This is a genomic window from Streptomyces sp. NPDC057438 (genome assembly GCF_042802995.1).
In the GTDB taxonomy this organism is placed as follows: Bacteria; Actinomycetota; Actinomycetes; order Streptomycetales; family Streptomycetaceae; genus Streptomyces.
The window spans coordinates 1-21,734 of record NZ_JBHVDD010000037.1; the positions used below are offsets into that span (position 1 = coordinate 1).

Below are 21,734 nucleotides of genomic sequence, written 5' to 3' on the forward strand. Positions count from 1 at the left end.
CCTGCCACGAGCGGTTCGCGGCGCCCCCTCTCCATGGTCCGGGCGGACGGGTGGGCGACATGGGGCCACCAGGGGCGTCATGGCGCGTGCGTCACGTGGCCACGGTGCCGAAGCGGATGTCGAGGACGGTGCGGTCGGGGTGCGCCCCGCCCGCGTCCTCGCGCAGGGTCGTGAGCGTGCGCTCCGCCTCCGTCACCAGGTCGGCCCGCTGCTCCCGGGTGAGCGGGCCGAACGGTTCGAGGGTGAGAGCGCCGTCGCCGAGCTTCCAGAGACCGGCCAGGAACCCGTCGACGAGGAAGGTGCGATGGGCCTGGTTCCCCTGCCAGGAACGGCCCTTGAGGTCCGGCGGGACCACCCGGGAGCGGTCGGCGTGGGAGAGGAGCAGGTTGTCGAACTCGGGGAGCAGCCGGGGCGGCGCCGGGGTCTCCGGGTCCGGGCGGGGCGCGTCCGGAAGGTCGAACAGCTCGGTGCCGCGCTCGTCGCGGAACACGAGCAGCTCCGGGCGCAGCCGCTCGAACGCCTCGCGCAGGCGGGTCACTCCGGCCCAGGCCTGCATGTCCTTGACGGAGGCGGGTCCGAAGGCGGCGAGATAGCGCCGGACGACGGTCTCCGGGGCGGGGGCCTCCTCGGCGGGACGGCCGAGCCAGTGCTCGGCGGTGGTCAGGGCGACCTGCCCGCTCCTGCCCCACAGTCCGCGCGGGGTGACCTGCACCAGTGGCAGCCGGCAGCGGGCGGCCAGACCGAGGGCGAACGGATCGGCGTCGGGCCACTCCACGAGCAGCGCCTCGCGCAACTGCTTCAGGGTGCGCGGCTCCTCCTCGACGAGCTCCCGCGCGATCGCCGCCAGCCGTTCGAGGTCGACCCCGGCCAGCCCCTTGCGGAACATGTTCAGCTCCCGCTCCCGGGCCGGCTGCACCAGCGGCCGCAGGCTGAGGCAGTCCTCGGCGGTGTGCGTGTGGATCGTGGACCGCATGGTGACGATGCGTACGACGTCCCGGTCGGCCATCAGCGCCGACAGCTGCTCGGGCGCGAAGCCGTCCAGCCGGGCGGCGAGGGCGTAGTACGGCGGCCGTACGTTCTGTGCCTGGAGCCCGAGGAGGTGGGTGATGGCGGCGCGGGCGGACAGGGGAGCCCGGCGCAGCAGGAGCTGGCGGGCCAGGGTCGCGCGGTTGAGCGCGAGGGTGCCGATCCGGGGGGCGGTCTGGGTCGCCTTGTTCGTCATGCTGCGCACGCTAGCGGGAGTCGCGGACAGGTTCTGTCCGCGATGGTCCCGGACGCGGTCGGTGTCTCCGCGGACCGGCTGCTGTCGAGCCCACCTGGGCCTCCGGCCCACGACGCCCCCGGGTGATGCCTCACGTCTCCGCTTCTCCCCGACCGCTCCTCACCCACCGCCCCCTCGCCGCTCCCGGACCCTTTGCCCCGTATATCCTGCTCGGTGATCGCACAGTCGTACGTGTACGCGCAACTCGGGAGGCATCCGCGATGGCCGATCGACGCGCACGCCCGGCCCCCAAGAGTGCCGGGCCTGCTCCGAGGAGCGGCCGGAAGTCCGGCTGGCGCCGCGCCCTGCCCCCTCCGTCGACGCCACCCTCTCCGCCCGCGGACCGGACCCGGGAACCGGCGGAGCGGGCTCCTGCCGAGCGGGCGGCCAGCGTGGTGGAGGCGGCCCTGTACCAGGACGGCGTACGCGTCTCCTCCCCCGCCACGCTCGCGGACACCTACCGTGAGCTGCGGGAGGCGCCGGCCGGGATGGCGTGGATCGGGCTGGCGCGCCCGACCGAGGGCGAACTGCTCTCCCTGGCAGCCGAGTTCGACCTCCACCCGCTCGCCGTGGAGGACGCGATGGAGGCCCATCAGCGTCCCAAGCTGGAGCGGTACGGCGACACCCTCTTCGTCGTCCTGCGCGCCGCCCGGTACCTCGACGCCCCCGAGGAGGTCGACTTCGGCGAGCTGCACGTCTTCGTGGGCCCGGACTTCGTCATCACGGTCCGGCACGGCGCGGCCCCGGACCTGTCGGCCGTCCGCCGCCGTATGGAGGAGACCCCGGAGCTGCTGAGGCTCGGCCCCGAGGCGGTCCTCTACGCCATTCTCGACGCGGTGGTCGACGGGTACGCGCCCGTCGTCGCCGGGGTGCAGAACGACGTCGACGAGATCGAGACGGAGGTCTTCCGCGGCGACCCGGCGGTCTCCCGCCGCATCTACGAACTCTCGCGCGAGATGGTCGAGTTCCAGCGCGCCACCCGCCCCCTGGTCGGCATGCTGCACGGCCTGATGGCGGGCTTCATCAAGTACAGGACGGACGACGAACTCCAGCGCTACCTCCGCGACGTCGCCGACCACGTCACCCACACCAGCGAGCGCGTCGACGGTTTCCGCCAGGCCCTCACCGAGATCCTCACGGTCAACGCCACCCTCGTCACCCAGCAACAGAACGCGGAGATGCGGGCGTTGGCGGAGGCGGGCTTCGAACAGAACGAGGAGATCAAGAAGATCTCCTCGTGGGCGGCGATCCTGTTCGCCCCGACGCTGGTCGGGACGGTCTACGGCATGAACTTCGAGCACATGCCGGAGTTGCACTGGGTACTCGGCTACCCCCTCTCAATCGCCCTAATGGCTGCGGTTTGCACCAGTTTGTACGTCATCTTCAAGCGGCGCGATTGGCTCTGAGTAATCACCGGGGAAGTGCCCATTCCGCAGGTCGGAGGCACCCGATGGTGGGCGTCTCGAACGCCTCTGAGGGCGCTGCGGAGAATCTACGGGGAGAATGAAACCCGCTCCGCTTCGTGGCTTCCTCCCCCGCTGGGGGCGCCAGCCTCGATCACCAGTGCCGCAGCCTCAGCCATCGGGACCACTCACTGTCACGCAGGTGATCGACCTACGGGCGGCGGAACGCCCAGGAGGGGGCGCAGTATCACTGCGCCCTCCTCCTTGTGGGCCTTGGGAAACCGTTTCCTCTACGCAGTCGCGGCGGCCTCGGAAGACGCGCCCAGCAGGGCGTCGATGGCACTGCGTCCCTTACCGCCGACCTCGGGCATGAAGTGGGCGTAGTAGTCCAGAGTGATGGTCGGGCTCGAGTGGCCGAGCCAGCGGGCCAGGGTGACGACGGACTCGCCCGCTTCCAGGATGACCGAGGCGTACGTGTGCCGGAGCACGTGGAAGTCGTCCTTGCGGGATGCCATCCAGCGCTCGCCCTTCTTCCGCACGGGGATGACGCCGGCGTCCGCCAAGGCAGGCTTCCACACCTCGACGTTGAAGATGTTCGCGCGGACGGCGTTGCCGTACGTCGTGGTGAGGGTGAGCGGGACCTTCTGCTTCTCCCGATCCGGCCCCGGGCCGCCCCACGGCAACTCGACCTCGACGGCCGGGTACTCCATGAAGTACTCAGCCAGCGCCGAGGCAACCGAGGGAGGCATGTCGACGACGCGGGTCTTGCCTCCCTTGGGAAGCGTGAAGGAGAGGCGACCAGGAGGAGTTGGCGGAGTGACCCTGTGAAGACGACCGTGCACGTCAGCGCGGTCAGCATGGTCTTCGTGTCGCCGTCGCAACGCGACGGCGACCATCTGTTGCCACGAGATCTCAGGTGGGGCATGAGGGCGCCCACTGCGCCAAGTGGGCGCGTGTCCCGAAGATCGTCCGGAGTGGTTGCTCATACATTGGCCGGTGGTGGACACGCTGACGGAAGCGATGGCCGACCTCTCGAAGCCGCCAGCAGCGACCTCTGCGCAGTTCAGGGGAACCAGGCCCTTTCGCCCGCATGCACTGAGCGACTTCGGACAGATCACCGCGGACTTTGAGTGCTCAACCGAAGCGCCCCAGCAGCCGACGGTACAGGGCGGGGGCGACGCCGCGCACCCGGCCTGGCAGATGCAGCCAGGACGGCACGTAGACGTCGTCACGTCCGCGCTCAAGGCCGTCCCAGACCGCGTCGGCGACCCGATCGGCCGGGACTGCGCGCGGCCGGGTCCGGCGGTACGGTGTGCCCCGCCGTTCGAAGAATGCCGTGTCCACCGCCCCCGGTACGACGTGCGTCACACGGACTCCAGTGCCCCGCAGCTCCTGCCGCAGTGCTTCGGCGAACACGGCCACCGCTCCCTTGGCGGCCGAGTACACCGCCTCCTCCCGCACGCCGACCGTTCCCGCGACGGATCCGACGAGAACGATGCGCCCCTGGCCGGCCGCCATCATGGAGGGCAGTACCTCCCGCACGAGGTGGAGCGTCGCGTTGAGGTTTACGGTCAGCACCCTGTCGATGGCCACGTGCGGCATGGTGACGAGGGGCCCGGACCAGCCGATCCCTGCCGCGGCGACGAGCACGTCGATCTGCCCAGCCACGCCGAGCGCGGACTCGGCCAGCAGGCGAGGACCGTCCGCGGCGGCGAGGTCCATGGGCAGGACGACGGCCGACGTACCGGCGGCCGTCTCCTCGAGCCGGCGCCGGTCCCTCCCGTTGAGGAGAAGCTGCCACCCGCCCGCGGCGAACCGTCTCGCGATCGCAGCGCCGATGCCAGAGGAAGCCCCCGTCACCAGTGCCACGCCCACACCCCGTAACGCCGTCTCCTGCATTCTCGCGTTCGTGCCGGGTCGAGCCCTGGCCGCCGGAGGAAATCCGGAACTCGCCTTGAGATTGCCAGAGTGCGTCATCGGGCTGTCTCCCTGCGCTTCGGTCTGGTCGGCGGGCCGCCGGAGTGTATGGGCGGCACCGCTGAACGCCTCCGGTTCTCATCGTCCGGAGCGGCTCCTCAACCGTGGCACCTCCGAGTCCCACGGTGCCCTTCCTCTACCCGGTGCCTTCTTCACCGCCACGCTGCCGCGAAGCCACCCATCCCGACGCGCCTGAAACCACTCCTTTCGCGATGTCCAGTGCCGCCGAATGGCGGTACGCAAAGACGGTTTGACAGGATATGAAAGGGATGCCCCCGTTTCCCGAGCCTGTGGCGAGGTGATGATGCGTCTGCTGCTCGTCCACCCCAGCGCCCTGATGTACTCAGAAATCTTCCTGAGGCTGGAGCCACTCGGACTTGAACGGGTGGCGGGCGCCGCCCGCGACGCGGGTCACGAGGTCCGCGTTGTGGACCTCCAGGTCCTGAGCAGGTCCCGGCTGATGAGCGAGCTGACGTCCTTCCGGCCGGAGGCCCTTGGAGTCTCTCTCAACTACCTGGCGAACATCCCAGAGGCGATCGAACTCGCCGGGCAGGTGAAGCAGGCCGTACCGGGCTGCTTCGTCTTCTTCGGAGGCCACAGCGTCTCCTTCGTAGCCGAAGAGGTGCTGGAGCAGGCGGGCGGCTCGGTGGACGCGGTGGTCCGCGGCGAGGGCGAGCCGGTCATCGCGCCGCTGCTGGAGGCGACCCGTGACAAGGGCGTGGACGGCGTACCCGGTGTGGTGACCGCTGCCGGCCGCGGGCCGGCACCGAAGATGCTCCACAGCATCGACACACCGCTCCCCGCTCGTGATCTGATGCGCAACCGCCGCCGGTACTTCATTGGGGAACTCGACCCGTGCGCCTCCGTCGAGTTCACCCGCGGCTGCCCCTGGGACTGTTCGTTCTGTTCGGCGTGGACGTTCTACGGCCGCAGCTACCGCAAAGCCTCGCCCGAGGCGGCGGCCGACGACCTGGCGAACATCCGCGAGCCGAATGTGTTCATCGTCGACGATGTCGCCTTCATCCGGCCCGAGCACGGTGACGCGATCGCCGCCGAGGTGGAGCGCCGCAAAATCCGTAAACAGTACTACCTGGAGACCCGCAGCGACGTGCTCCTGCGCCATCCGGAAGTCTTCGAGCGCTGGTCACGGCTGGGGCTGCGCTACATGTTCCTCGGAATGGAGGCCATCGACGCGGAAGGACTCGACCTCTACCGCAAGAGGGTCAGTCCCGATGAGAACCTCAAAGCACTGGAGACGGCCCGCCGCCTGGGTATCCAGGTGGCCATCAACCTCATCGTCGATCCCGCCTGGGATGCGGAGCGCTTCCGTGTCGTGCGGGAGTTCGCGCTGTCCGTGCCCGAGATCGTCCATTTCACCGTGATGACGCCCTATCCCGGTACCGAGATCTGGCATACCGAGTCACGGCGCCTCACCACACGCGACTACCGCCTCTTCGACATCCAGCACGCCGTGGTTCCCACCACGCTGCCGCTGGACGAATTCTACCGGGAACTCGTACGTACCCAGGCCGTCATCAACCGTAAGCATCTGGGGTTGCGTACCGCCTTCGGCGCAGCGCGCATTCTCGGCCGCAATCTCCTGCACGGCCAGACGAACTTCGCCCGCATGCTGTGGAAGTTCAACCAGGTCTACAACCCTCGGCGGCAACTCGCCGACCACCAGCTCCCCGTCCGCTACGAACTGCCCGAACCGCAGCCCATCAATGTCGGTGACCGCCACCAGCTCTACGTCCACACACGCGGGCCGGCACGCACCCGAAATCCCGGAGTCACCGACTGACCGACACGCCACGAAGGAGTAGCCCCCGGAATGCCGGCCGCCGTCCTGGCAGCGCTCGCGGCCGACGTCCGCTTCGCCGTCGCGGATGGCGGGACCTCGCAGAGGCGGGGACGAGCGGGTACGGCGGCTGTCAGGGCGATTCTTCGGCGCGCGCCGAAACCCCGCCGATCCGCGCTCACCCGCCCCGCGGCGCAGCGGAACTCGGGCAGGCCGGGCGCCCTATCCTGCGCAGGTGCGTGCACCGGCGCCGGGCCGGTGCACAAGGCGGTGTCACACACGGCAGCTCGGGGGCCGGAGAGGGGCGCCGTTTCAACGCAGTACCTCGCGGCCGCCGGGCGGAACGTGGACCGGCTGGGCCGTACCCCTGGCCACCGACATCGCCTGAACCCTGAGTGTGCTCGCGGTGAAGGCACCCATCTGCCCAGGAGCCACTCCCACTGGAATGGGAGGCGGGCGCCGCCCTCGACGCGAGTAACAAGGCCGGCCCGGGTTACGGACCCCAGGTCCTGCGACGAGCGAGCTCACGTCCTCCCGAGATGATCCGGTCTGGGAACGACGTCATCCGGCCCCGTGGTCCGGAAGAGCCGCAAGATCGGCCCATCCAACTGCAACTGCCGTGCAGACAGAATTCCGGCTGTCACTGGCCTCATGGCGACAGGACCCATCGGTAGCGTTTGTCGTCTGTGACTATGGCAACCCGTGGCCACGCAGAGACCGTGTTTGGCGGAGTGCGCCATCTTTGTCCGCCGAGCACGTACACCGAGGAGGATGCCCGTTCGCGGGCTGGCTGATCCTCCGCGCGGGGTTTCGACCCTGCCCACCGCCCAGGCCCCCAGGGGCAGCTGTGGAGAGCAAGGACGACGCAACGACCGTAAGCATGGCCGCATGACAGGGCCCCGGACGCTGATCAGGAGGCACCCATGACGCGCAGTCGTTCCACTGCTCAGCACGCGGCCCCGCCGCCGCGCAGGGGTGAACTGACTCGAGAGGTGCGGAACTCGCTCATCAGCGGGATGATGCTGGCGGTGGGAATCTGGCTTTTCATCGGGGCTTGGATCATTGGGTACCCGTTCAATGAGCCTGCGGTGGACGCGCACCTGAACGAGATGATCGTCGGTGTGGTGGTGTTTCTTGTGGCTGTCGCGCGCATGGTGCGGCAGCGCGGGCCCGTGTCCGACCTTGTCGTCGCGGCAGCAGGTGCGTGGCTCGTCGCCGCACCATTCGTGGTGAGTTACGGCGACACGTCGAAAGCAGATGCGGCGCGGATCAACGATATAGCCACCGGCAGCGTGCTGATCTTGCTGGCCACCGTCTCGCTGTTGCTGGCGCGGGTGCGGCGGGCCTGAGGCAGGATCTGACGAGGAGGACCCAGCCTCTGGCTGAGATGATCGCCGCATGGCTCGCCGAGTATGCAGATTCGGGTGTCGGCCGGGCCCTTTGATCACGCGGAGTCGGTCCGTCGGTTCACGCCTCGCCCAATGTCACGTTCACCGCTCCCGGCTCTCCGTCCCGCAGGAACATCACCCGCACTGTCTCACCCGGTCTGCGCGACGCCAGTGCCTCGGCCAGAGAGGTAAGGATCCGGATCTTCGTGTCATCCACCTTCGTGATGACGTCCCCGGACCGCAGCCCTGCCTGGTCCGCCGCGCTTCCCTCCGTCATCTCGACCACCACTACACCTGAGGGCTCGTAGTTGTCATTGAGCACCGTGCGGGCAGTGATGCCCAGCGCTGCCCGGCCCGAGTCCGTGACCCTGCGGTCCCTGATGAGCTGGTCGGCGATCCTCTTCACCGTCCAGGCAGGGATGGCGAATCCGATCCCCGGTGCCGCACCGTCCTCCAGCTCCGGACTCTTCGCCGCCAGCGTCGGGATGCCGATCACCTCACTGCTCAGATTGACCAATGCGCCCCCACTGTTGCCCGGGTTGATCGGAGCCGAGGTCTGCACCATGTTGGCGATGGTCACCGCGGGGCCGCCACCTCCGCGGCTTTCGCTCACGGTGCGGCCGACTGCTGAGACGATGCCTTGAGTGACGCTGCCGGACAGGCCCAGCGGCGAGCCCATGGCCAGTACGATCTGGCCCAATTTCACCTTCGACGAGTCGCCGAGCGCCGCGGGCTTCAGGCCGGCCGGGAGCCGGTCCAGCTTCACGACGGCCAGGTCCTGCTCCGGATAGGAGGCGACCAATTTCGCGGTCAGCGGCTGCTCGCCGGTCGCAACGGTGACCCTGAACTCTCTGGCGACACCGACCACATGCGCGTTGGTGACGATGTGCCCCGCGTCGTCGTAGACGATGCCCGAACCGAGACTTTCCTCCGTCTCGATCTGGACGACTGAGGGCAGCACGTTCTCGATCACGGTCTGGTAGTCGTTCTGTAGATCGTTCTCGACCCGCGGAGCCGCCGCACGCGCAGGAGCAGTATTCGGCGCCGGGTTACCGGAGCAGCCGCCGGCCAAGGCGACGACTGCAGCGGTCACGGGCAGCAGCAGAAACGGGCGCGCAAGCAATGGAGCCATGTCCGGAGTATCACATTTGTCGGACCGTAAGAGGTGGCGCACCACGAGGGCCTGGTCTGAGGCGAGCGGCTTTCGTTCCAGGGCAGATGGGCCTGCAGTTGTCCGGTGTGGCGGGCACCTGAGCGGTCCTTCCCGCGCTAGCCAGTGGGCCATGTGAGTTCTTCGACGGCGGGATGCAGCCGAGCCGAGTCCTCCTTCGCCAGTGCTTTCATCGGTTGTGTGCGGTTCCGCCGGGGGAAGCCTCGTTGTTGGGGCTCTTGGACAAGCCTGCGTCCCGCACGCCTCCAGCGCGCCCATCATGCCCCTGCGATCGCGGCCTCGATTGGGTAAAGGGCCGTGACGAGAGCCATCGCCGTAGCCGCCTTTGCATAGGCTAAAGCCGTGGGAGGGCCGCCGGAGGTCCGTGGCGCTCCGGTGTCGTGAAGCCGCTGGAGTTGGCCATGACTGTGAGAAGCCGCCGTCCAGTACCTGGGTGCTGTCCAGCATGCCGGTCGTCGTGATGGCGGTGGTGGTGTGTGTGGACGTCGTGGCCGGTCCCGGAGTGGGGCTGCTGCCGCTGGTTTCGCTCGGGCCGGCGTTCGCGGCGTTGGTCGGGGGCTGGCACCGTACGGCAGTGATCGGCGCGGGGGCGTTCCTGCTGTGTGTAGGGCTCGGTCTCTACAACGGACTGTTCGAGGAACGCCGGGGTTTCGCGGCCATGGGGTCGGTGGTGGGCGTGACCGGCGCGGGGATCGCGGCCGCTGTGATGCGCTCCCGCCGGGCGGCGGGGCTGGCCAACCTGCGCTTGATCGCGGAAGCCGCCCAAGCGCGTGCTGCTGCGGCCGGTCCCGCTGACGGCCGACCCGTTGCAGGCGGCGGTGTCGTACACCTCGGCCGTCGCGGAGGCACGGATCGGAGGAGATCTGTACGAGGTGGTTTCCTCGCCCCATGGGATCCGAGCAATCGTGGGCGATGTGCAGGGCAAGGGGCTGGCCGCGGTCGAGACGGCCGCCGTGATGCTTGGCGCAATCCGGGAAGCGGCCCATGACGAACCCGACCTGCTGGGACTCGGTGACCGGCTGGAGCGCAGCGTGGCACGGGAGTTGGAGGATGAGAAGCTCGTGACGGCGATCCTCGCCGAGGTCAGAGCCGACCATGAGGCTGTCTTTCTCAACTGCGGCCATCCGGCATTGATGCTCGTACGCCGGGACGGCACCGCCGAGTTCCTGCATCTTTCCTGGTCAGCTTGCCTTGCTTCGAATAAGAGATGACGCCGCATCAGGGCGGTGGTCCTTCGTGACTCACCCGATCGGGGCGCCAGCGGCACTGGTAGCGGCAATGGCGGGCGACGTCTTGACGGCGTCGACGCCAGTACATCCAGTGAAGCTGGTACCCGGGCCGCGGTAGCCGGGCTGCTGGGGAATGGCCAAGATCCAGGAGCTGTCGCGCTTCTGACACGGTGAGGGGAACGAGACTGCTCGGACCACTTCCTCGCTCTTCGGCTCCCCTCTCGAGGGCGTGAGCGGCCACCATAGCGGCCGGGAAGGTGCACGGGAGCATGGCAGTGCGATGTGGCGGTACCAGGCCACGTAGCGATCGACTTCGCTTGGTCCCTCTGCCGCCACACCGCAGCCGGACCTGCTGGGCGCTGTGCGCCGGCCCGTCCGGCGATGGGCCCGCTCTGCGACGGCGGCCCGTTCTGCCGCTCCCTCGGCGCCGACGAGGAGCTGAGGAGTTCGGTAGTCTCGCGGCCGTACGAGTTGCCGTCCCACCACACCAGCAGTTGATGGTGATCGCTCCTCCGGCGAGGCGAGACCCTCGCGACGCGACATCCAGAAACGCCCGCAGCTCCCTCGGAACCCCGATAGGGCCTCAGGGCTTCCGGAATCCCTGGAACCCGCGTGCTTCGGGTTGTGGTCCAGGAGACGGGTGCGCCTTGCGGTGCCGGCGGCCTTAATCCGACCTACCGCCGACCCAACTTGCACGCCCCGTGCTCCAGCAGGTCAACGTCTGCGGGGTGGTCGGTGGCGGCCTCAATCACGGTGGTATCGATGCGCAGCTTTCGGCACTGAGCCGACCCTGCCGGGCGGGCAGCGAACGACGCATACGGAAGGTGGTGTGTCGTCGTCCCGAGATTCCGCGGCCGAGCGCATGGTGGGACTACCGTTGTGACATTCCCGAAGGGCAGACGTGTCATGGGACATCGCAGGCAACCGCAGCAGCCAGCCGTCGTAGGCACGGGTTCCTCGCCCGGCGCTATGTGCCACGTCATCACCCCAGAAACCGCCACCGGCCCATTCACCCCTCTACCACTTCTCGATGTCGCTCCGGCCCAAGTGCGCGCACCGCATGTACCGGCCTCGCCGTCGTGGACTGTGCGGCACTACCCTTCTCCAACTGTTCGCTGCGCCAGGGCCGGGTCCGCGCGCCACGCCCCTTCCGCACATGCGTGACACGGTCCGTGCGCAGTTGTGGCCGCTGCCGACGTTGGGTGTCGTACTCGCCGTCGCCGCAGGTGTGGGACTACCGCGTCTGGACGCGCGGATCGAGCGCGACATCCCGCCCTGGCTGACGGATTACCTGTTCGGAGGCAGCGCGGACGCCGCGCGCACCGTACTGGAGGCGATCGCCGGCTCCCTGATCAGCGTCACGGCGCTGACCTTCTCGCTCACGGTGGTGACGCTGCAACTGGCGAGCAGCCAGTTCTCCCCGCGTCTGCTGCGGACCTTCACAGCGGACCGGTACGTCCAGACGACCCTGGCACTGTTCCTCGCGACGTTCACCTACGCCCTGACCGTGCTGCGTACCGTGCGGACCGGCGAGGACGAACAAGTCATGTTCGTCCCGCAGGTGTCGGTCACGGTGGCCTTCGTCCTTACCCTGGCCAGCGTGCTCGGCCTCGTATTGTTCTTGTCCCACCTGGCGCGCGAGATCCGGGTGGAGACGATGCTGCGCAGCGTCCACTCCGCCGCCGAACGCACCATCCACCGGCTCCTCCTCGAAAGAGAGTCCGCTGCCAGGGACTCGAACGCCCCACCGGAACCGCCCGCCGACGCCCTGCTCCTGCCCGTCGGTACTTCCGGCTTCCTGACCGCCGTGGACGGGGAAGCTCTGCTGGAAGCAGCCGTCGAAGCCGACGCCGTCCTGCTCATCGACCGCCACCCCGGCAGCTCTTTGATCGCCGGCACACCCATGGGAGCCGCCTGGCCCCGCACGGGAAAGCCCTTCTGTCCCGAAACCCGGACACGTCTGGTGCGGAAGGCCGCCGAAGCGGTCATCACCGGTGCCGAACGCACCGACGCCCAGGACGTCGCCTTCGGGCTCCGCCAGCTCACCGATGTCATCGCCAAAGCGCTCTCTCCAGGGATCAACGACCCGACCACCGCTGTCCACGCCCTGTCCCACTCCTCCGCTCTGCTGTGCGAGCTCGCGCACCGCGACCTCGGCACCCGGTTGCTGCGCGACGACCAGCACCAGGTCAGAGTCGTGCTGCAACGCCCGGACCTGGAAATCCTCCTCGATCTGGCAGTGACCCAGCCCTTGCGTTACGGCGCCGCTGAGCCCGCTGTCCTGACCCGCATCTTGATGCTGCTGCGCGAACTGGCCTGGAGCAGCGCGCCCGATCAGCACCCGCCCGTCGTCGCCGCACTCGCCCGGCTGCGCTCCACGATCACCGGCCAGGATTTCCACGCCGCCGAGCAGGCCCGGCTCACCGAACTGGCTCAGCAGGTCGAGCAAGCCCTGGCCGGGCGCTGGACGCACGAGGGGGCTCACTGACCGCGCAGTTGCGACTGCGCTTTCTGCTGTTGGGGGCCAGGTGACGCAGGAGCTGTCGGTGGTCGAGTGCGAACCGGGTGAGCTGGAAGGACGCGGTGGGAGCCTGGTCGTCACACGACGGTGAGGCCGCGCAGAGCCTGACCACTTCCGACCAGCGCACGTCGATGGCCCTGACACTGACCATGACGAGGGTCGCTTTCGTGGGCCGCTGTGCCTCGGGATGGCACTGGGCAAAGGTTCAGCCGGTCATGTGAGGGTGCTCCACGCCCGTTGGTCAGCTTCCTGGGTGTGTAGCAGTCTGGCAGTCTTCAGCTTCCAGCCCCGGCCGGTGCAGCCGCTCGGAACGGGAGGGAAACGGTGGCCTTTGCCGCCCGTGCTGTACTCAGCATCAGCGGGTCGATCTGGGTCCGCGGGTGCGAAGGGCCTCGATCACCCGGGGCGAGCGGTAGCGGCAGATCGGCGAGGTCGGCCTCGATGGGGTCACCGCGCGCCCGTCATCAGACTCCCAGCCCGACGCGACTTCCTCGTGCGGGGTCTCAGTCCTCGCGCTCGCGATATATGCAGCCGTACCCGGCTGTCTCCGCACCGGATGTGGACCTGGTGCGACGGGGCCGGATGCGGCGCGGTCGTGGCATGCCCAGTCACCGGGATTACCACCAGAGAACGGTGTCGTTCACTGGTGATCTCGAAGGACTGCGGAGTTCCCATGATGTTGGTGGAACGGAAGGTGATAGTGGGGTGCTCCGCAGTGTGCAGCAGGGCCTTGCCTTGCAGTCTCCTTGATCTCCACCCGGTCGGCGTCGGTGAGCGGCTTGACCCGCGTGGTGGCGCTGCCGCTGTGCGTGGGGCTCGGGGCTGTACAACGGGCAGTTCGAGGAGCGCCGGGGCTTCGCGGCCGTCGGGTCGGTGGCAGGTGTCACCGGCGTGGGGCGTCGCCCCCGCCGTGATGCGTTCGCGCCGGGAGGCGGAACACTGGCCGACGTCCGCTCGATCGCCGAGGTCGCCCAGCGGCGGCCCGTGCCCTTGACGGACGGTCCGCTGCGGGTTCGTCAGCGGCCTTGAGCGGTCGAATCCATTCCGGGTGACAGCGCAGTGCGTACGGACGTGGCCCTCCATTTCCGCCCGGCTGGTGCTGAACAGGTCTGAGCGGGACACACATACAGGGCGGACAGACGTCGAGCAGCGGCGCGCACGGGCATGAGGCGCCGCGTGGTGAGAGGGACGAGGTTGGCGATGCGTGCATTGACCGTGAGGCCCGGCGAGAAGGGATCCCTAGAGGTACGGGACGTCTCTGACCCTGCCCCGGCTGCCGGCGAGCTGCTGGTGCAGGGGCTGGCGGTGGGCGTGTGCGGAACGGACAGGGAGATCGTCCGGGGCGAGTACGGCTGGGCCCCACCGGGCCGCGAGGAGCTGGTACTGGGGCATGAGTCCGTCGGGCGGGTGCGGCAGGTGCCGCCCGGCAGCGGGTTCTCGGTCGGCGAGCTTGTCGCCGGGGTGGTGCGCCGGCCGGACCCCGAGCCGTGCGGGGCCTGCGCAGGCGGCGAGTTCGACATGTGCCGCAACGGCCGCTACACCGAACGCGGCATCAAGGAGATCGACGGCTACGGCGCACAGATGTGGTGCGTCGAGGCCGACTACGCGGTGAAGCTGGAGCCGCATCTGGAGCGCGTCGGTGTGCTCATGGAGCCGACCACCGTGGTGGCGAAGGCGTGGGAGCAGGTCGAACGTGTCGGTGCCCGCTCGTGGTTCGAGCCGCGTCGCGTCCTGGTGACCGGTGCGGGACCCATCGGTCTGCTGGCCGCCCTCCTAGGTGTCCAGCGCGGGCTGGAGGTGCATGTGCTCGACCGGGTGACCGAAGGGCCCAAGCCCTCTCTGGTACGGGAGTTGGGCGCGGTTTACCACGCGGAGAACGCCGAGCAGGTCATCTCCGACGTGTGCCCGGACATCGTCATCGAAGCCACGGGCATGAACGAGCCCGTCCTCGCCGCACTGACGGGCACCGCACCTTACGGAGTGGTGTGCCTGACCGGTGTGTCGCCCGCCGGCCGCAGGATGACCGTGGACGCGGGCGCCCTCAACAGGGAGATCGTGCTGCAGAACGACGCGGTGGTGGGCTCGGTCAACGCCAACTTGCGTCACTACCGTCAGGCTGCCGACGCGCTGGCGAAGGCCGACGTGTCATGGCTGGAGCGCATGATCACCCGACGGGTGCCGCTGGAGCGCGCAACGGAGGCGTTCACGCCACAACGGGACGACGTCAAGGTGGTCATCGAGCTGTAGGCGACATATCCAAAGGAAAGCTCATCCGAAAGAAGGCTCTCAATGTCTTACAACACCGCTCCACTGGTGGTGGTCATGGGCGTGTCGGGCTCGGGCAAGACCACAGTGGGCCAACTGTTGGCACAGCACCTCGATGTTCCTTACACCGAGGGGGACGACTTCCACCCCGCACCCAATGTGGCGAAGATGCGAGCGGGCCACCCCCTCCATGATGAGGACCGCCGTCCCTGGCTGGACAAGATCGCACATTGGTTGGTCGGTCAGGCGGACAGCGGCGGAGTGGTGACATGCTCGGCGCTCAAGCGCCGCTACCGTGACCGTCTGGCCTCCGCCGCGCCGCACGTCTTCTTCCTCCACCTCGATGGTTCGCCCGAGCTGATCGCCGCCCGGATCACCGCCCGACAGGGCCACTTCATGCCACCCGACCTGCTCCGTACGCAGTTCGCCGACCTCGAACCACTGGGCGACGACGAAGCGGGCGCGGCCATCCCCATCGACGGTACGCCGCAGCAGACCGCCGCCCTCGCCCATGCCGCCGTCACCTCCTCCTGAGCGGTTCACATGGCAGTCCGCCGTCGACCTGCTAGCAGTGCTTGAGAGCAGTATCCGATTCCTGTGGATATTCGTACCGTGTCTCGGTGATCCCTGTTGCCGACGAGCCGGTGTGATGCGCTGAACCACCGCCCGGGCCTATCTGCGGCCGCCACATACCGCAGGCAGGCCAGCGTGACTGAGGTCATCGGCGCCGGCACCGACGCGACTACCTGCGTGCCTGGCTCGGTGTTGGTGGGGCGGTGTCGGCGGTGGCCGCGCCTGTCCCCGGGTCCGCTTCCTGTCGCCTGCCGAACCTTGCTGCCAGGGATACGTCCGTGTGTCCCAGGCGGCTGGCAAAGGGCACCTGCCCTGATCGTGGGTGCGCCGTAAGGGTTACGTCATCTCCTCGGCTACGGGAACGGCCGAGCGGCCCGTTGAATGTATGCGGATTGACCGTGGGGAGGAGCAGCGGACATGGTGCGCGTACGGAAGACACTGGGCAGGCCGTCGGGCATCGGGGTGCTGGTGGCGGCTGTCGCCGCCGTCGGCTTCGGGCTGCACTGGTTCCAGCCGTGAAAGCGGTGGCAGGACCAAACCGTGGAGGAGTCCCTGCCCGCGGCCCAGGTGACCCAGGGGCTCGCCCAGGAGGAACCGGTGGCCCGGGGGCCTGCCGAGGCAGAGCCGTCCGCGGTGCCCTCCTCCCCGGCCGGGCCCCAGACGTTGGCCAGCAGCACGCGACCTTGGGCACGGTGAAGCTCCTACGGTTGGACGACGGCTCGCATGTCGTCCGACTGGAGAACCTCGGCACGAGCAACGGACCGGACCTGCGGGTACGGCTGACCGACGCGCCGGTGAAGGAGGGACAGGTCGGCTGGCACGTCTTCGACGACCGCGAGTACGTCAGCCTCGGCAAACTCAAGGGCAACAAGCGAAGCCAGAACCACGCCGTGCCGTCGATCTGCCCCGCTACACCAGCGTGACCAGCTGGTGCGACCGTTTCGACGTGTCCTTCGGCGCCGCCGAACTCGGCCGCGCATGACGTCGGCCCCCTACCGGGTACCGGCAGGGGCGGCCTGCCGCTTCGATCGCGGCGAGGCATGAGGGTGAAGACGTGCCGCTCGTCATGCTGCTGTGATGTGGGTGTCGCCCGCCGGAGCGGTCTTCCAGGCCGGCCTGGAAGCGCGTCGTGCTGCTGGACGGTGAACTCGCGTCTGCCGAGCCGAGGAAGCTCCCCTATGAGACACGAACTCGCCACGGCATTGCACGACCCCAGCACGGGCCGACGGCGCCGACCGAGCGTGCGCAACCGCCGGTCGAGACGATTATCGCGGTGCGGGGCTTCTCCGGTCGGCATGCAGGGTCCGGGGCACCCCTTCCGGTCGGCACACCGGCGAGAGGCCTAGGCCGCTCTCATCTGCTGCGGTCGACACCCGAGCACGGGGGACCGACCCTGGAATAGAGGCACGTAGCGATACGCGAGCGAAGGGGTGCGGAGATGGAATGGTGGACCTGGCTCATCATCGCTCTGGTGATTGTCCTGGTGGGCGCCGTTTCCTTCGTGTCGTTGCAGGCTCGACGCCGCTCCGGTGGCGTGATGGCCCAGGGCCGCCGGCCTCGCAGGGGAGGGCCGAAGTCATGACCGTCTACATGCGAGCCAGCGAGATCACGAAGAAGCCGGTGGTCACTCTGGCGGGAGAAGACCTTGGACAGGTCAAAGACCTCGTCTTCGACGCCTCGACGGGCAGTATCCGAAGCTTCACCCTCGCCGGCCGCGGTCTGCTGGCGGGCCCGCTCCACCGTGCCCTGCTGTGGAGCAACGTCCACGCCCTGGGTCCGCACGCGGTCATGGTGCGCGACGAGAGCGCGCTGGAGGAGGACGACACAGCCGCCCGGTCGGACACCAAAGAGCCGGGCGGTGGGAATGTACTGGGTCTCGCGGTGACAACCCGAAGCGGGGCACGCCTCGGAAACGTCACCGACGCCGTCGTCGCGACAGGCAGGACACCGGTGGTGGCGGGATACGAAATCGAAAACGCCGAGCACCGCCGCGTCCTGCTCCCCGTGGTCGGCCCTGTCACCGTCTCCGGCGAACGAGTGCTCGTTCCGGACGCCACCGCACAGCACAGCGCGGCTGACCTGGGAGCATTCGGCGCCGCCACGGAGAGCCTGCGCGACCGTCTCCAGCACGCCCCTCAGGAGGACTGACGCAGATGTTGTTCACCAAGGCGCAGGGCAAGGCGGTCATGGACCTCACGACGGCCGAGACAGTCGGGACGGTCGCCGCGTGCACCGTCGCCCCGTCACCGCCGCGTATTGCCGGACTGCGCCTGAAAACCCGAGGCCGCGGACACCACACGCTCGAATGGAACGATGTCCAGTCGTTCGGCCCGGACGCGGTCGCCGTCGAAGAGGCCGGTCGGATCCGCGACGACAAGGACATCGATCCGGGCAACCACGCCCACGCCACGCACGACCCGATCGGGAAAGCTGTGCTGACCGAAACGGGCCTCAACAAGGGCACCGTGATCGACATCGAGTTCGACGAACAATCAGGAGGCATCAGGCAATTGCTTACCGCTGAGGAGCAAATCCCAGGCGAGGAACTCCTCGGAGTCGGCAGCTACGCCGTCATCGTCACCGCCCCGGATTGACGAGCAACGGCCTTTCCTCACCGTCTGGTCTACCCCTAGGCCAAACGTCGATGTCCGAAGGATCGTCCCGTTTCCCGCTGTGGCGGCCGCTGGTGCTCTACAGCGGAACGGGCGGTGACACCTTGGGCGTCGTCCGGCCTCCCCATACCGATAGAGACAGCCGCCAGAAAGGTTGGCCACTGCCCCAGCGGCGCTTGGCGCACCTGGCTGGGGGAACTTGGCGCCTGCTAGTGGTAAAGGTGAGCGCCATCGAGACATCGCTCCGCCAACCACCCACCTGGCCACGGAAAGGGCTCCGTCACTCACGGCCTCCCTGCTGGTGCACGTATCTCCGTACTTGGTGGAGCACTCACAGGAGTACGCCGACACGCACAGCATCTGGCCGGCGATGATCCGGCACTGGCAAGGCGTATCGCTGTCCTCAAGAGGCAGTTCCTCCACCTGGCGGGTGAAGACCTGCTCAGGGACGGAAACAACGAAGACCGGGTCGTCCGGCGGGCCGAGGGAGATGAAGTCACCGACCCGGCCGCCGATGGTGAGCGCTCATGGACGGTCAAGGTCGCTGTAGTGCTTGCCGTCGTTGCCGCTGTCGGACTGCTGCTGACGGCAATATGAGGTGGACCTGCTGGTGGTCGGCTCACGCGGCAGAACGGGCCTGCGCAAGCTTCTCCTCGGCTCGGTGAGCAGCGAAGTCCTCCACAGCCCGCTGCCCCGTGGTCGTCGCCCCCTCGCTGGAGGACGGATGACAGCGACCTGACCGACGCCCCGGAAACCTGGGCGAGCCTCCTGCAGCGGGACAGCGACGTCGCAACTCCCCACGGACGGTCACAGGCAGGTGTGGCCGACGATCTCAACCGGGGGAAGGCACAGGTGCCGCGCTCATGTCTGGCGGTCCTCACATGCCGTCCTGCGGCAAGGAGCCGAGACGTCCGGCTTCATCCCGGTGAGGCCGGACTTCGAACTGCACGGCTGTACGGACCCTTACGTGCAGGAAAGAAGCGGACCGTGCCCCGTTCCACCCGAGGGGCTGTCGGAGCACTGGCTACCGCCGTCGCCGACCCCCCGGCTGGCGTTGCTGCGCCGATGGGGCAGAACAGCTCTTCTGGCCCGCGCTCACGCTGCTGGGGCAGACGCGCACTGGCCATCCACCAATAAGCCCGCTATGCCCGATTGCGTTACGTTAGGTGAGAACGACGCTCGTGAACATGTTCCAGAATCGCGAGGTGACCGCCATGTCGGAGACCACAGAGCGAACCAATACCAACGCATCGACGAGATCACGGGACGAGAAGAGAACGACACAACAGGGCCGCAGGGGCACCGACGTTCCTCCGGGGATGCGCGGAGACATCACTGTCGCAGACAGGGTCGTAGCGAAGATCGCAGGCATGGCGGCCCGCGACATCCCCGAAATTCACAAGCTCGGTGGAGGGATGGCCAGGGCGTTCGGGGCCGTGCGAGAGCGGGTGCCCGGCGGCGGCAGCGACATCACCCAGGGGGTGAGCGTGGAGGTCGGGGAGCGTCAGGCCGCGGTGGATCTCGACGTGGTCGTCGAGTACGGCGCTTCCATCGCCGACACCGCCGGAGACGTCCGGGCCAACGTCATCAACGCGGTCGAACGCATGACGGGCTTGGAGGTCGTCGAGGTGAACATCTCGGTCGACGATGTACATCTGCCGGACGAGGAGGAAGAGGCCGAGCAAGGCGACAGGCGTGTGGCCTGATCACCCGAGCAGGCCGACATCATTGCCAGGGATACCAGTTGCCTCGCAGAGCATGCGCGCTTCGCCAAGGCGGCCAATGTCGCAGAGCACGGTGTCGGCGAGCCGAACTTGCGGGCACAAAGGCGCCTTCATTCCCGTCAAACTTCGACGCCGCTGAAAGGTCCTTCGACCTCCGGATCCCCGACTTGAACACGGTTTCAGCCTCCCGCCAATCTGGGCTCGGGGTTAGTGGCTTGGCAGCGGATGGTTTTCTCCTCAACATGGACCAGCCCTCCCATCCACTGCGCAAGACGCCGGATATGGTGAGTTACTGACCTTTGCGATCGAAAGCGGTTTAGCATGGCGGTAGCGCCAAGGCCCGGTATTTTGACGGCAGCGGCAGACAACGATTCGCGTTCGGCACCATGTGCCACGACTAATAACACTTCAGAGCCTCTCGTCTCGCCGGTCAATTCGCACAACGAATGGGACCCGCTGGAGGAGATCATCGTTGGACGACTCGACGGCGCAGCGATTCCCTCCAGCCATCCGGTCGTGACCTGCAATATCCCGCCATGGGCGGCGCGGATGCAGGGGCTTGCCGCAGGATCCCGGTACCCACGCCTGTTGATCGAACGGGCGCAGCAGGAGCTCGATCAGTTCATCGCCTTGCTGCAGTCCCTCGGCATCACGGTCAGGCGCCCGGACGCGGTCGACCACCGGCGACGCTTCGGCACCCCCGACTGGTCGTCGCGCGGGTTCTGCAACACCTGCCCCCGCGACAGCATGCTCGTGATCGGGGACGAGATCATCGAGACCCCGATGGCCTGGCCGTGCCGGTACTTCGAGACGCACTCCTACCGCGCGATCCTCAAGGACTACTTCCAGCGCGGCGCGCGCTGGACGGCGGCCCCCAAGCCGCAGCTCACCGACGAGCTGTTCGATCCGGACTTCCGTGTCCCCGGGCCCGGCGAGCCGATGCGGTACATCCTCACCGAGTTCGAGCCCGTCTTCGACGCGGCGGACTTCGTCCGGGCCGGGCGGGATCTGTTCGTCACCCGCAGTAATGTCACCAACCGGATGGGCATCGCATGGCTGCGTCGCCACCTCGGACCGGAGTACCGCATCCACGAGATCGAGAGCCACTGCCGCACGCCCATACACATCGACACGACGTTCGTCCTGCTCGCGCCCGGCAAGGTGCTGGTCAATCCCGAGTACATCGACGTCGACCGCCTGCCCGGCGTCCTGGACTCCTGGGACGTCCTGATCGCCCCCGAGCCGCGTCCGATCGACGAGCGGCTGCTCAAGGTGACGTCGATGTGTGGCAAGTGGCTCAGCATGAACGTGCTCATGGTCGACGAGAAGCGTGTGATCGCTGAGCGGCACCACACTGGCATGCTGCGGGCACTGGAGAAGTGGGGCTTCGAGCCGATTCCCTGCGACCTGCTGCACTACGCGCCGTTCGGCGGCTCATTCCACTGCGCGACACTCGACGTCCGGCGCCGCGGCACGCTCGAATCGTACGTCGATTGATGGCCGCACCGGTCGTAAGTACCAAAAAATGGGGAATCGAGGTCTTGGCGAGGCCAAAACGCGCTCAACAACCGGGGCCACCAGGTGGGTGAGACGCGGGCAGGCTCGGGATCGAGTCCGACCGGAATGTCGGCGGGCGTACGGCAGTGCGGGGAGAGACCGTGGAGAAGCGGTTGCCGCGGCTCGGCCGTACGGTGTGCCGACGGGCGGCAGTCCCGACGTCTGTCGCCGTTCCTTGAACCGTGGTTCTGGATCACTTTCCTTGCCAGAGCCACGGAGGGTCACCACAACCGCGTGTCGGCGGTCGGTGGGAAT

The 21,734-nt window shown here is 68.0% G+C and carries 15 protein-coding genes and 4 pseudogenes; 14 read left to right on the top strand and 5 right to left on the bottom strand.

Translation table 11 applies throughout. The annotated features are described in order from the left end of the window. Positions 1 to 91 precede the first annotated feature (91 nt). A complete protein-coding gene (locus ACFU5F_RS21105; protein WP_383889373.1) occupies positions 92 to 1,222 on the bottom strand; it encodes a winged helix DNA-binding domain-containing protein in 1,131 nt (376 codons plus the stop codon). A gap of 260 nt (positions 1,223 to 1,482) precedes the next feature. Between ACFU5F_RS21105 and ACFU5F_RS21110 the strand changes: the two genes are divergently transcribed. After that, positions 1,483 to 2,667 (top strand): magnesium and cobalt transport protein CorA, encoded by a 1,185-nt coding sequence (locus ACFU5F_RS21110; protein ID WP_383889377.1) that lies wholly within the window; start codon positions 1,483 to 1,485, stop codon positions 2,665 to 2,667. A 287-nt stretch (positions 2,668 to 2,954) separates the two neighbouring features. Here ACFU5F_RS21110 and ACFU5F_RS21115 read toward each other — a convergent pair whose 3' ends face one another. Together ACFU5F_RS21115 and ACFU5F_RS21120 are read right to left on the bottom strand one after the other, a co-directional pair. Beyond that, positions 2,955 to 3,413 (bottom strand): hypothetical protein, encoded by a 459-nt coding sequence (locus ACFU5F_RS21115; protein ID WP_383889380.1) that lies wholly within the window; start codon positions 3,411 to 3,413, stop codon positions 2,955 to 2,957. Between the two features lie 385 nt (positions 3,414 to 3,798). Then, positions 3,799 to 4,641 carry an SDR family NAD(P)-dependent oxidoreductase gene (locus ACFU5F_RS21120; RefSeq protein ID WP_383889383.1) on the bottom strand — a complete coding sequence of 281 codons (843 nt, stop codon included), beginning with the start codon at positions 4,639 to 4,641 and terminating at the stop codon, positions 3,799 to 3,801. Between the two features lie 304 nt (positions 4,642 to 4,945). On the opposite strand from ACFU5F_RS21120, the gene hpnR reads away from it, so the two are divergent. After that, positions 4,946 to 6,442, top strand: a complete 1,497-nt coding sequence (gene hpnR, locus ACFU5F_RS21125) for a hopanoid C-3 methylase HpnR (RefSeq protein WP_383889513.1) — start codon at positions 4,946 to 4,948, stop codon at positions 6,440 to 6,442. 920 nt (positions 6,443 to 7,362) lie between these two features. Next, entirely contained in the window at positions 7,363 to 7,788 is a 426-nt protein-coding gene (locus ACFU5F_RS21130; protein ID WP_383889386.1) for an SPW repeat protein, read from the top strand. Positions 7,789 to 7,906: 118 nt separating this feature from the next. On the opposite strand, the gene ACFU5F_RS21135 is transcribed toward ACFU5F_RS21130, so the two are convergent. After that, on the bottom strand, positions 7,907 to 8,959 hold the full coding sequence (locus ACFU5F_RS21135) for a S1C family serine protease (protein WP_383889389.1): 1,053 nt from the start codon (positions 8,957 to 8,959) through the stop codon (positions 7,907 to 7,909). A gap of 484 nt (positions 8,960 to 9,443) precedes the next feature. On the opposite strand from ACFU5F_RS21135, the pseudogene ACFU5F_RS21140 reads away from it, so the two are divergent. Then, positions 9,444 to 10,164: pseudogene (locus tag ACFU5F_RS21140) on the top strand (PP2C family protein-serine/threonine phosphatase); the annotation flags it as partial. Between the two features lie 663 nt (positions 10,165 to 10,827). On the opposite strand, the pseudogene ACFU5F_RS21145 reads toward ACFU5F_RS21140, so the two are convergent. Further along, positions 10,828 to 11,009, bottom strand: a pseudogene (locus ACFU5F_RS21145) (ISNCY family transposase); the annotation flags it as partial. A gap of 374 nt (positions 11,010 to 11,383) precedes the next feature. Between ACFU5F_RS21145 and ACFU5F_RS21150 the strand changes: the two are divergent. The 10 genes and pseudogenes from ACFU5F_RS21150 (at position 11,384) to ACFU5F_RS21195 (ending at position 21,419) form a co-directional block, all read left to right on the top strand. Beyond that, a complete protein-coding gene (locus tag ACFU5F_RS21150; RefSeq protein WP_383889392.1) occupies positions 11,384 to 12,715 on the top strand; it encodes a DUF2254 domain-containing protein in 1,332 nt (443 codons plus the stop codon). An 827-nt stretch (positions 12,716 to 13,542) separates the two neighbouring features. Continuing rightward, positions 13,543 to 13,759 (top strand): annotated as a pseudogene (locus ACFU5F_RS21155) (hypothetical protein); the annotation flags it as partial. 189 nt (positions 13,760 to 13,948) lie between these two features. Then, positions 13,949 to 14,995, top strand: coding sequence for a glucose 1-dehydrogenase (locus tag ACFU5F_RS21160; RefSeq protein WP_383889395.1), 1,047 nt, complete (start codon positions 13,949 to 13,951; stop codon positions 14,993 to 14,995). Between the two features lie 42 nt (positions 14,996 to 15,037). Next, positions 15,038 to 15,547: a gluconokinase gene (locus ACFU5F_RS21165; RefSeq protein WP_383889398.1), complete on the top strand. Its 510-nt coding sequence runs from the start codon at positions 15,038 to 15,040 to the stop codon at positions 15,545 to 15,547. Positions 15,548 to 16,003: 456 nt separating this feature from the next. Beyond that, a pseudogene (locus tag ACFU5F_RS21170) lies at positions 16,004 to 16,568 on the top strand (DM13 domain-containing protein). Between the two features lie 596 nt (positions 16,569 to 17,164). After that, a complete protein-coding gene (locus tag ACFU5F_RS21175) occupies positions 17,165 to 17,734 on the top strand; it encodes a PRC-barrel domain-containing protein (protein ID WP_383889401.1) in 570 nt (189 codons plus the stop codon). Between the two features lie 5 nt (positions 17,735 to 17,739). Then, a complete protein-coding gene (locus ACFU5F_RS21180; protein ID WP_383889403.1) occupies positions 17,740 to 18,180 on the top strand; it encodes a PRC-barrel domain-containing protein in 441 nt (146 codons plus the stop codon). A 628-nt stretch (positions 18,181 to 18,808) separates the two neighbouring features. Then, positions 18,809 to 18,937 (top strand): universal stress protein, encoded by a 129-nt coding sequence (locus ACFU5F_RS21185; protein ID WP_383889406.1) that lies wholly within the window; start codon positions 18,809 to 18,811, stop codon positions 18,935 to 18,937. 475 nt (positions 18,938 to 19,412) lie between these two features. Then, the gene (locus tag ACFU5F_RS21190) at positions 19,413 to 19,904 is read left to right on the top strand and encodes an Asp23/Gls24 family envelope stress response protein (RefSeq protein WP_383889516.1); all 492 of its coding nucleotides are present in this window, start codon (positions 19,413 to 19,415) and stop codon (positions 19,902 to 19,904) included. Positions 19,905 to 20,243: 339 nt separating this feature from the next. Beyond that, positions 20,244 to 21,419: an amidinotransferase gene (locus ACFU5F_RS21195; protein ID WP_383889409.1), complete on the top strand. Its 1,176-nt coding sequence runs from the start codon at positions 20,244 to 20,246 to the stop codon at positions 21,417 to 21,419. Positions 21,420 to 21,734: the final 315 nt, after the last annotated feature.

Coding starts and splice junctions, on each gene's coding strand:
- ACFU5F_RS21105 (WP_383889373.1), bottom strand. CDS start 1,222: ATGACGAACAAGGCGACCCAGACCGCCCCCCGGATCGGCACCCTCGCG.
- ACFU5F_RS21110 (WP_383889377.1), top strand. CDS start 1,483: ATGGCCGATCGACGCGCACGCCCGGCCCCCAAGAGTGCCGGGCCTGCT.
- ACFU5F_RS21115 (WP_383889380.1), bottom strand. CDS start 3,413: ATGCCTCCCTCGGTTGCCTCGGCGCTGGCTGAGTACTTCATGGAGTAC.
- ACFU5F_RS21120 (WP_383889383.1), bottom strand. CDS start 4,641: ATGACGCACTCTGGCAATCTCAAGGCGAGTTCCGGATTTCCTCCGGCG.
- hpnR (WP_383889513.1), top strand. CDS start 4,946: ATGCGTCTGCTGCTCGTCCACCCCAGCGCCCTGATGTACTCAGAAATC.
- ACFU5F_RS21130 (WP_383889386.1), top strand. CDS start 7,363: ATGACGCGCAGTCGTTCCACTGCTCAGCACGCGGCCCCGCCGCCGCGC.
- ACFU5F_RS21135 (WP_383889389.1), bottom strand. CDS start 8,959: ATGGCTCCATTGCTTGCGCGCCCGTTTCTGCTGCTGCCCGTGACCGCT.
- ACFU5F_RS21150 (WP_383889392.1), top strand. CDS start 11,384: ATGCGTGACACGGTCCGTGCGCAGTTGTGGCCGCTGCCGACGTTGGGT.
- ACFU5F_RS21160 (WP_383889395.1), top strand. CDS start 13,949: ATGCGTGCATTGACCGTGAGGCCCGGCGAGAAGGGATCCCTAGAGGTA.
- ACFU5F_RS21165 (WP_383889398.1), top strand. CDS start 15,038: ATGTCTTACAACACCGCTCCACTGGTGGTGGTCATGGGCGTGTCGGGC.
- ACFU5F_RS21175 (WP_383889401.1), top strand. CDS start 17,165: ATGACCGTCTACATGCGAGCCAGCGAGATCACGAAGAAGCCGGTGGTC.
- ACFU5F_RS21180 (WP_383889403.1), top strand. CDS start 17,740: ATGTTGTTCACCAAGGCGCAGGGCAAGGCGGTCATGGACCTCACGACG.
- ACFU5F_RS21190 (WP_383889516.1), top strand. CDS start 19,413: ATGTCGGAGACCACAGAGCGAACCAATACCAACGCATCGACGAGATCA.
- ACFU5F_RS21195 (WP_383889409.1), top strand. CDS start 20,244: ATGGCGGTAGCGCCAAGGCCCGGTATTTTGACGGCAGCGGCAGACAAC.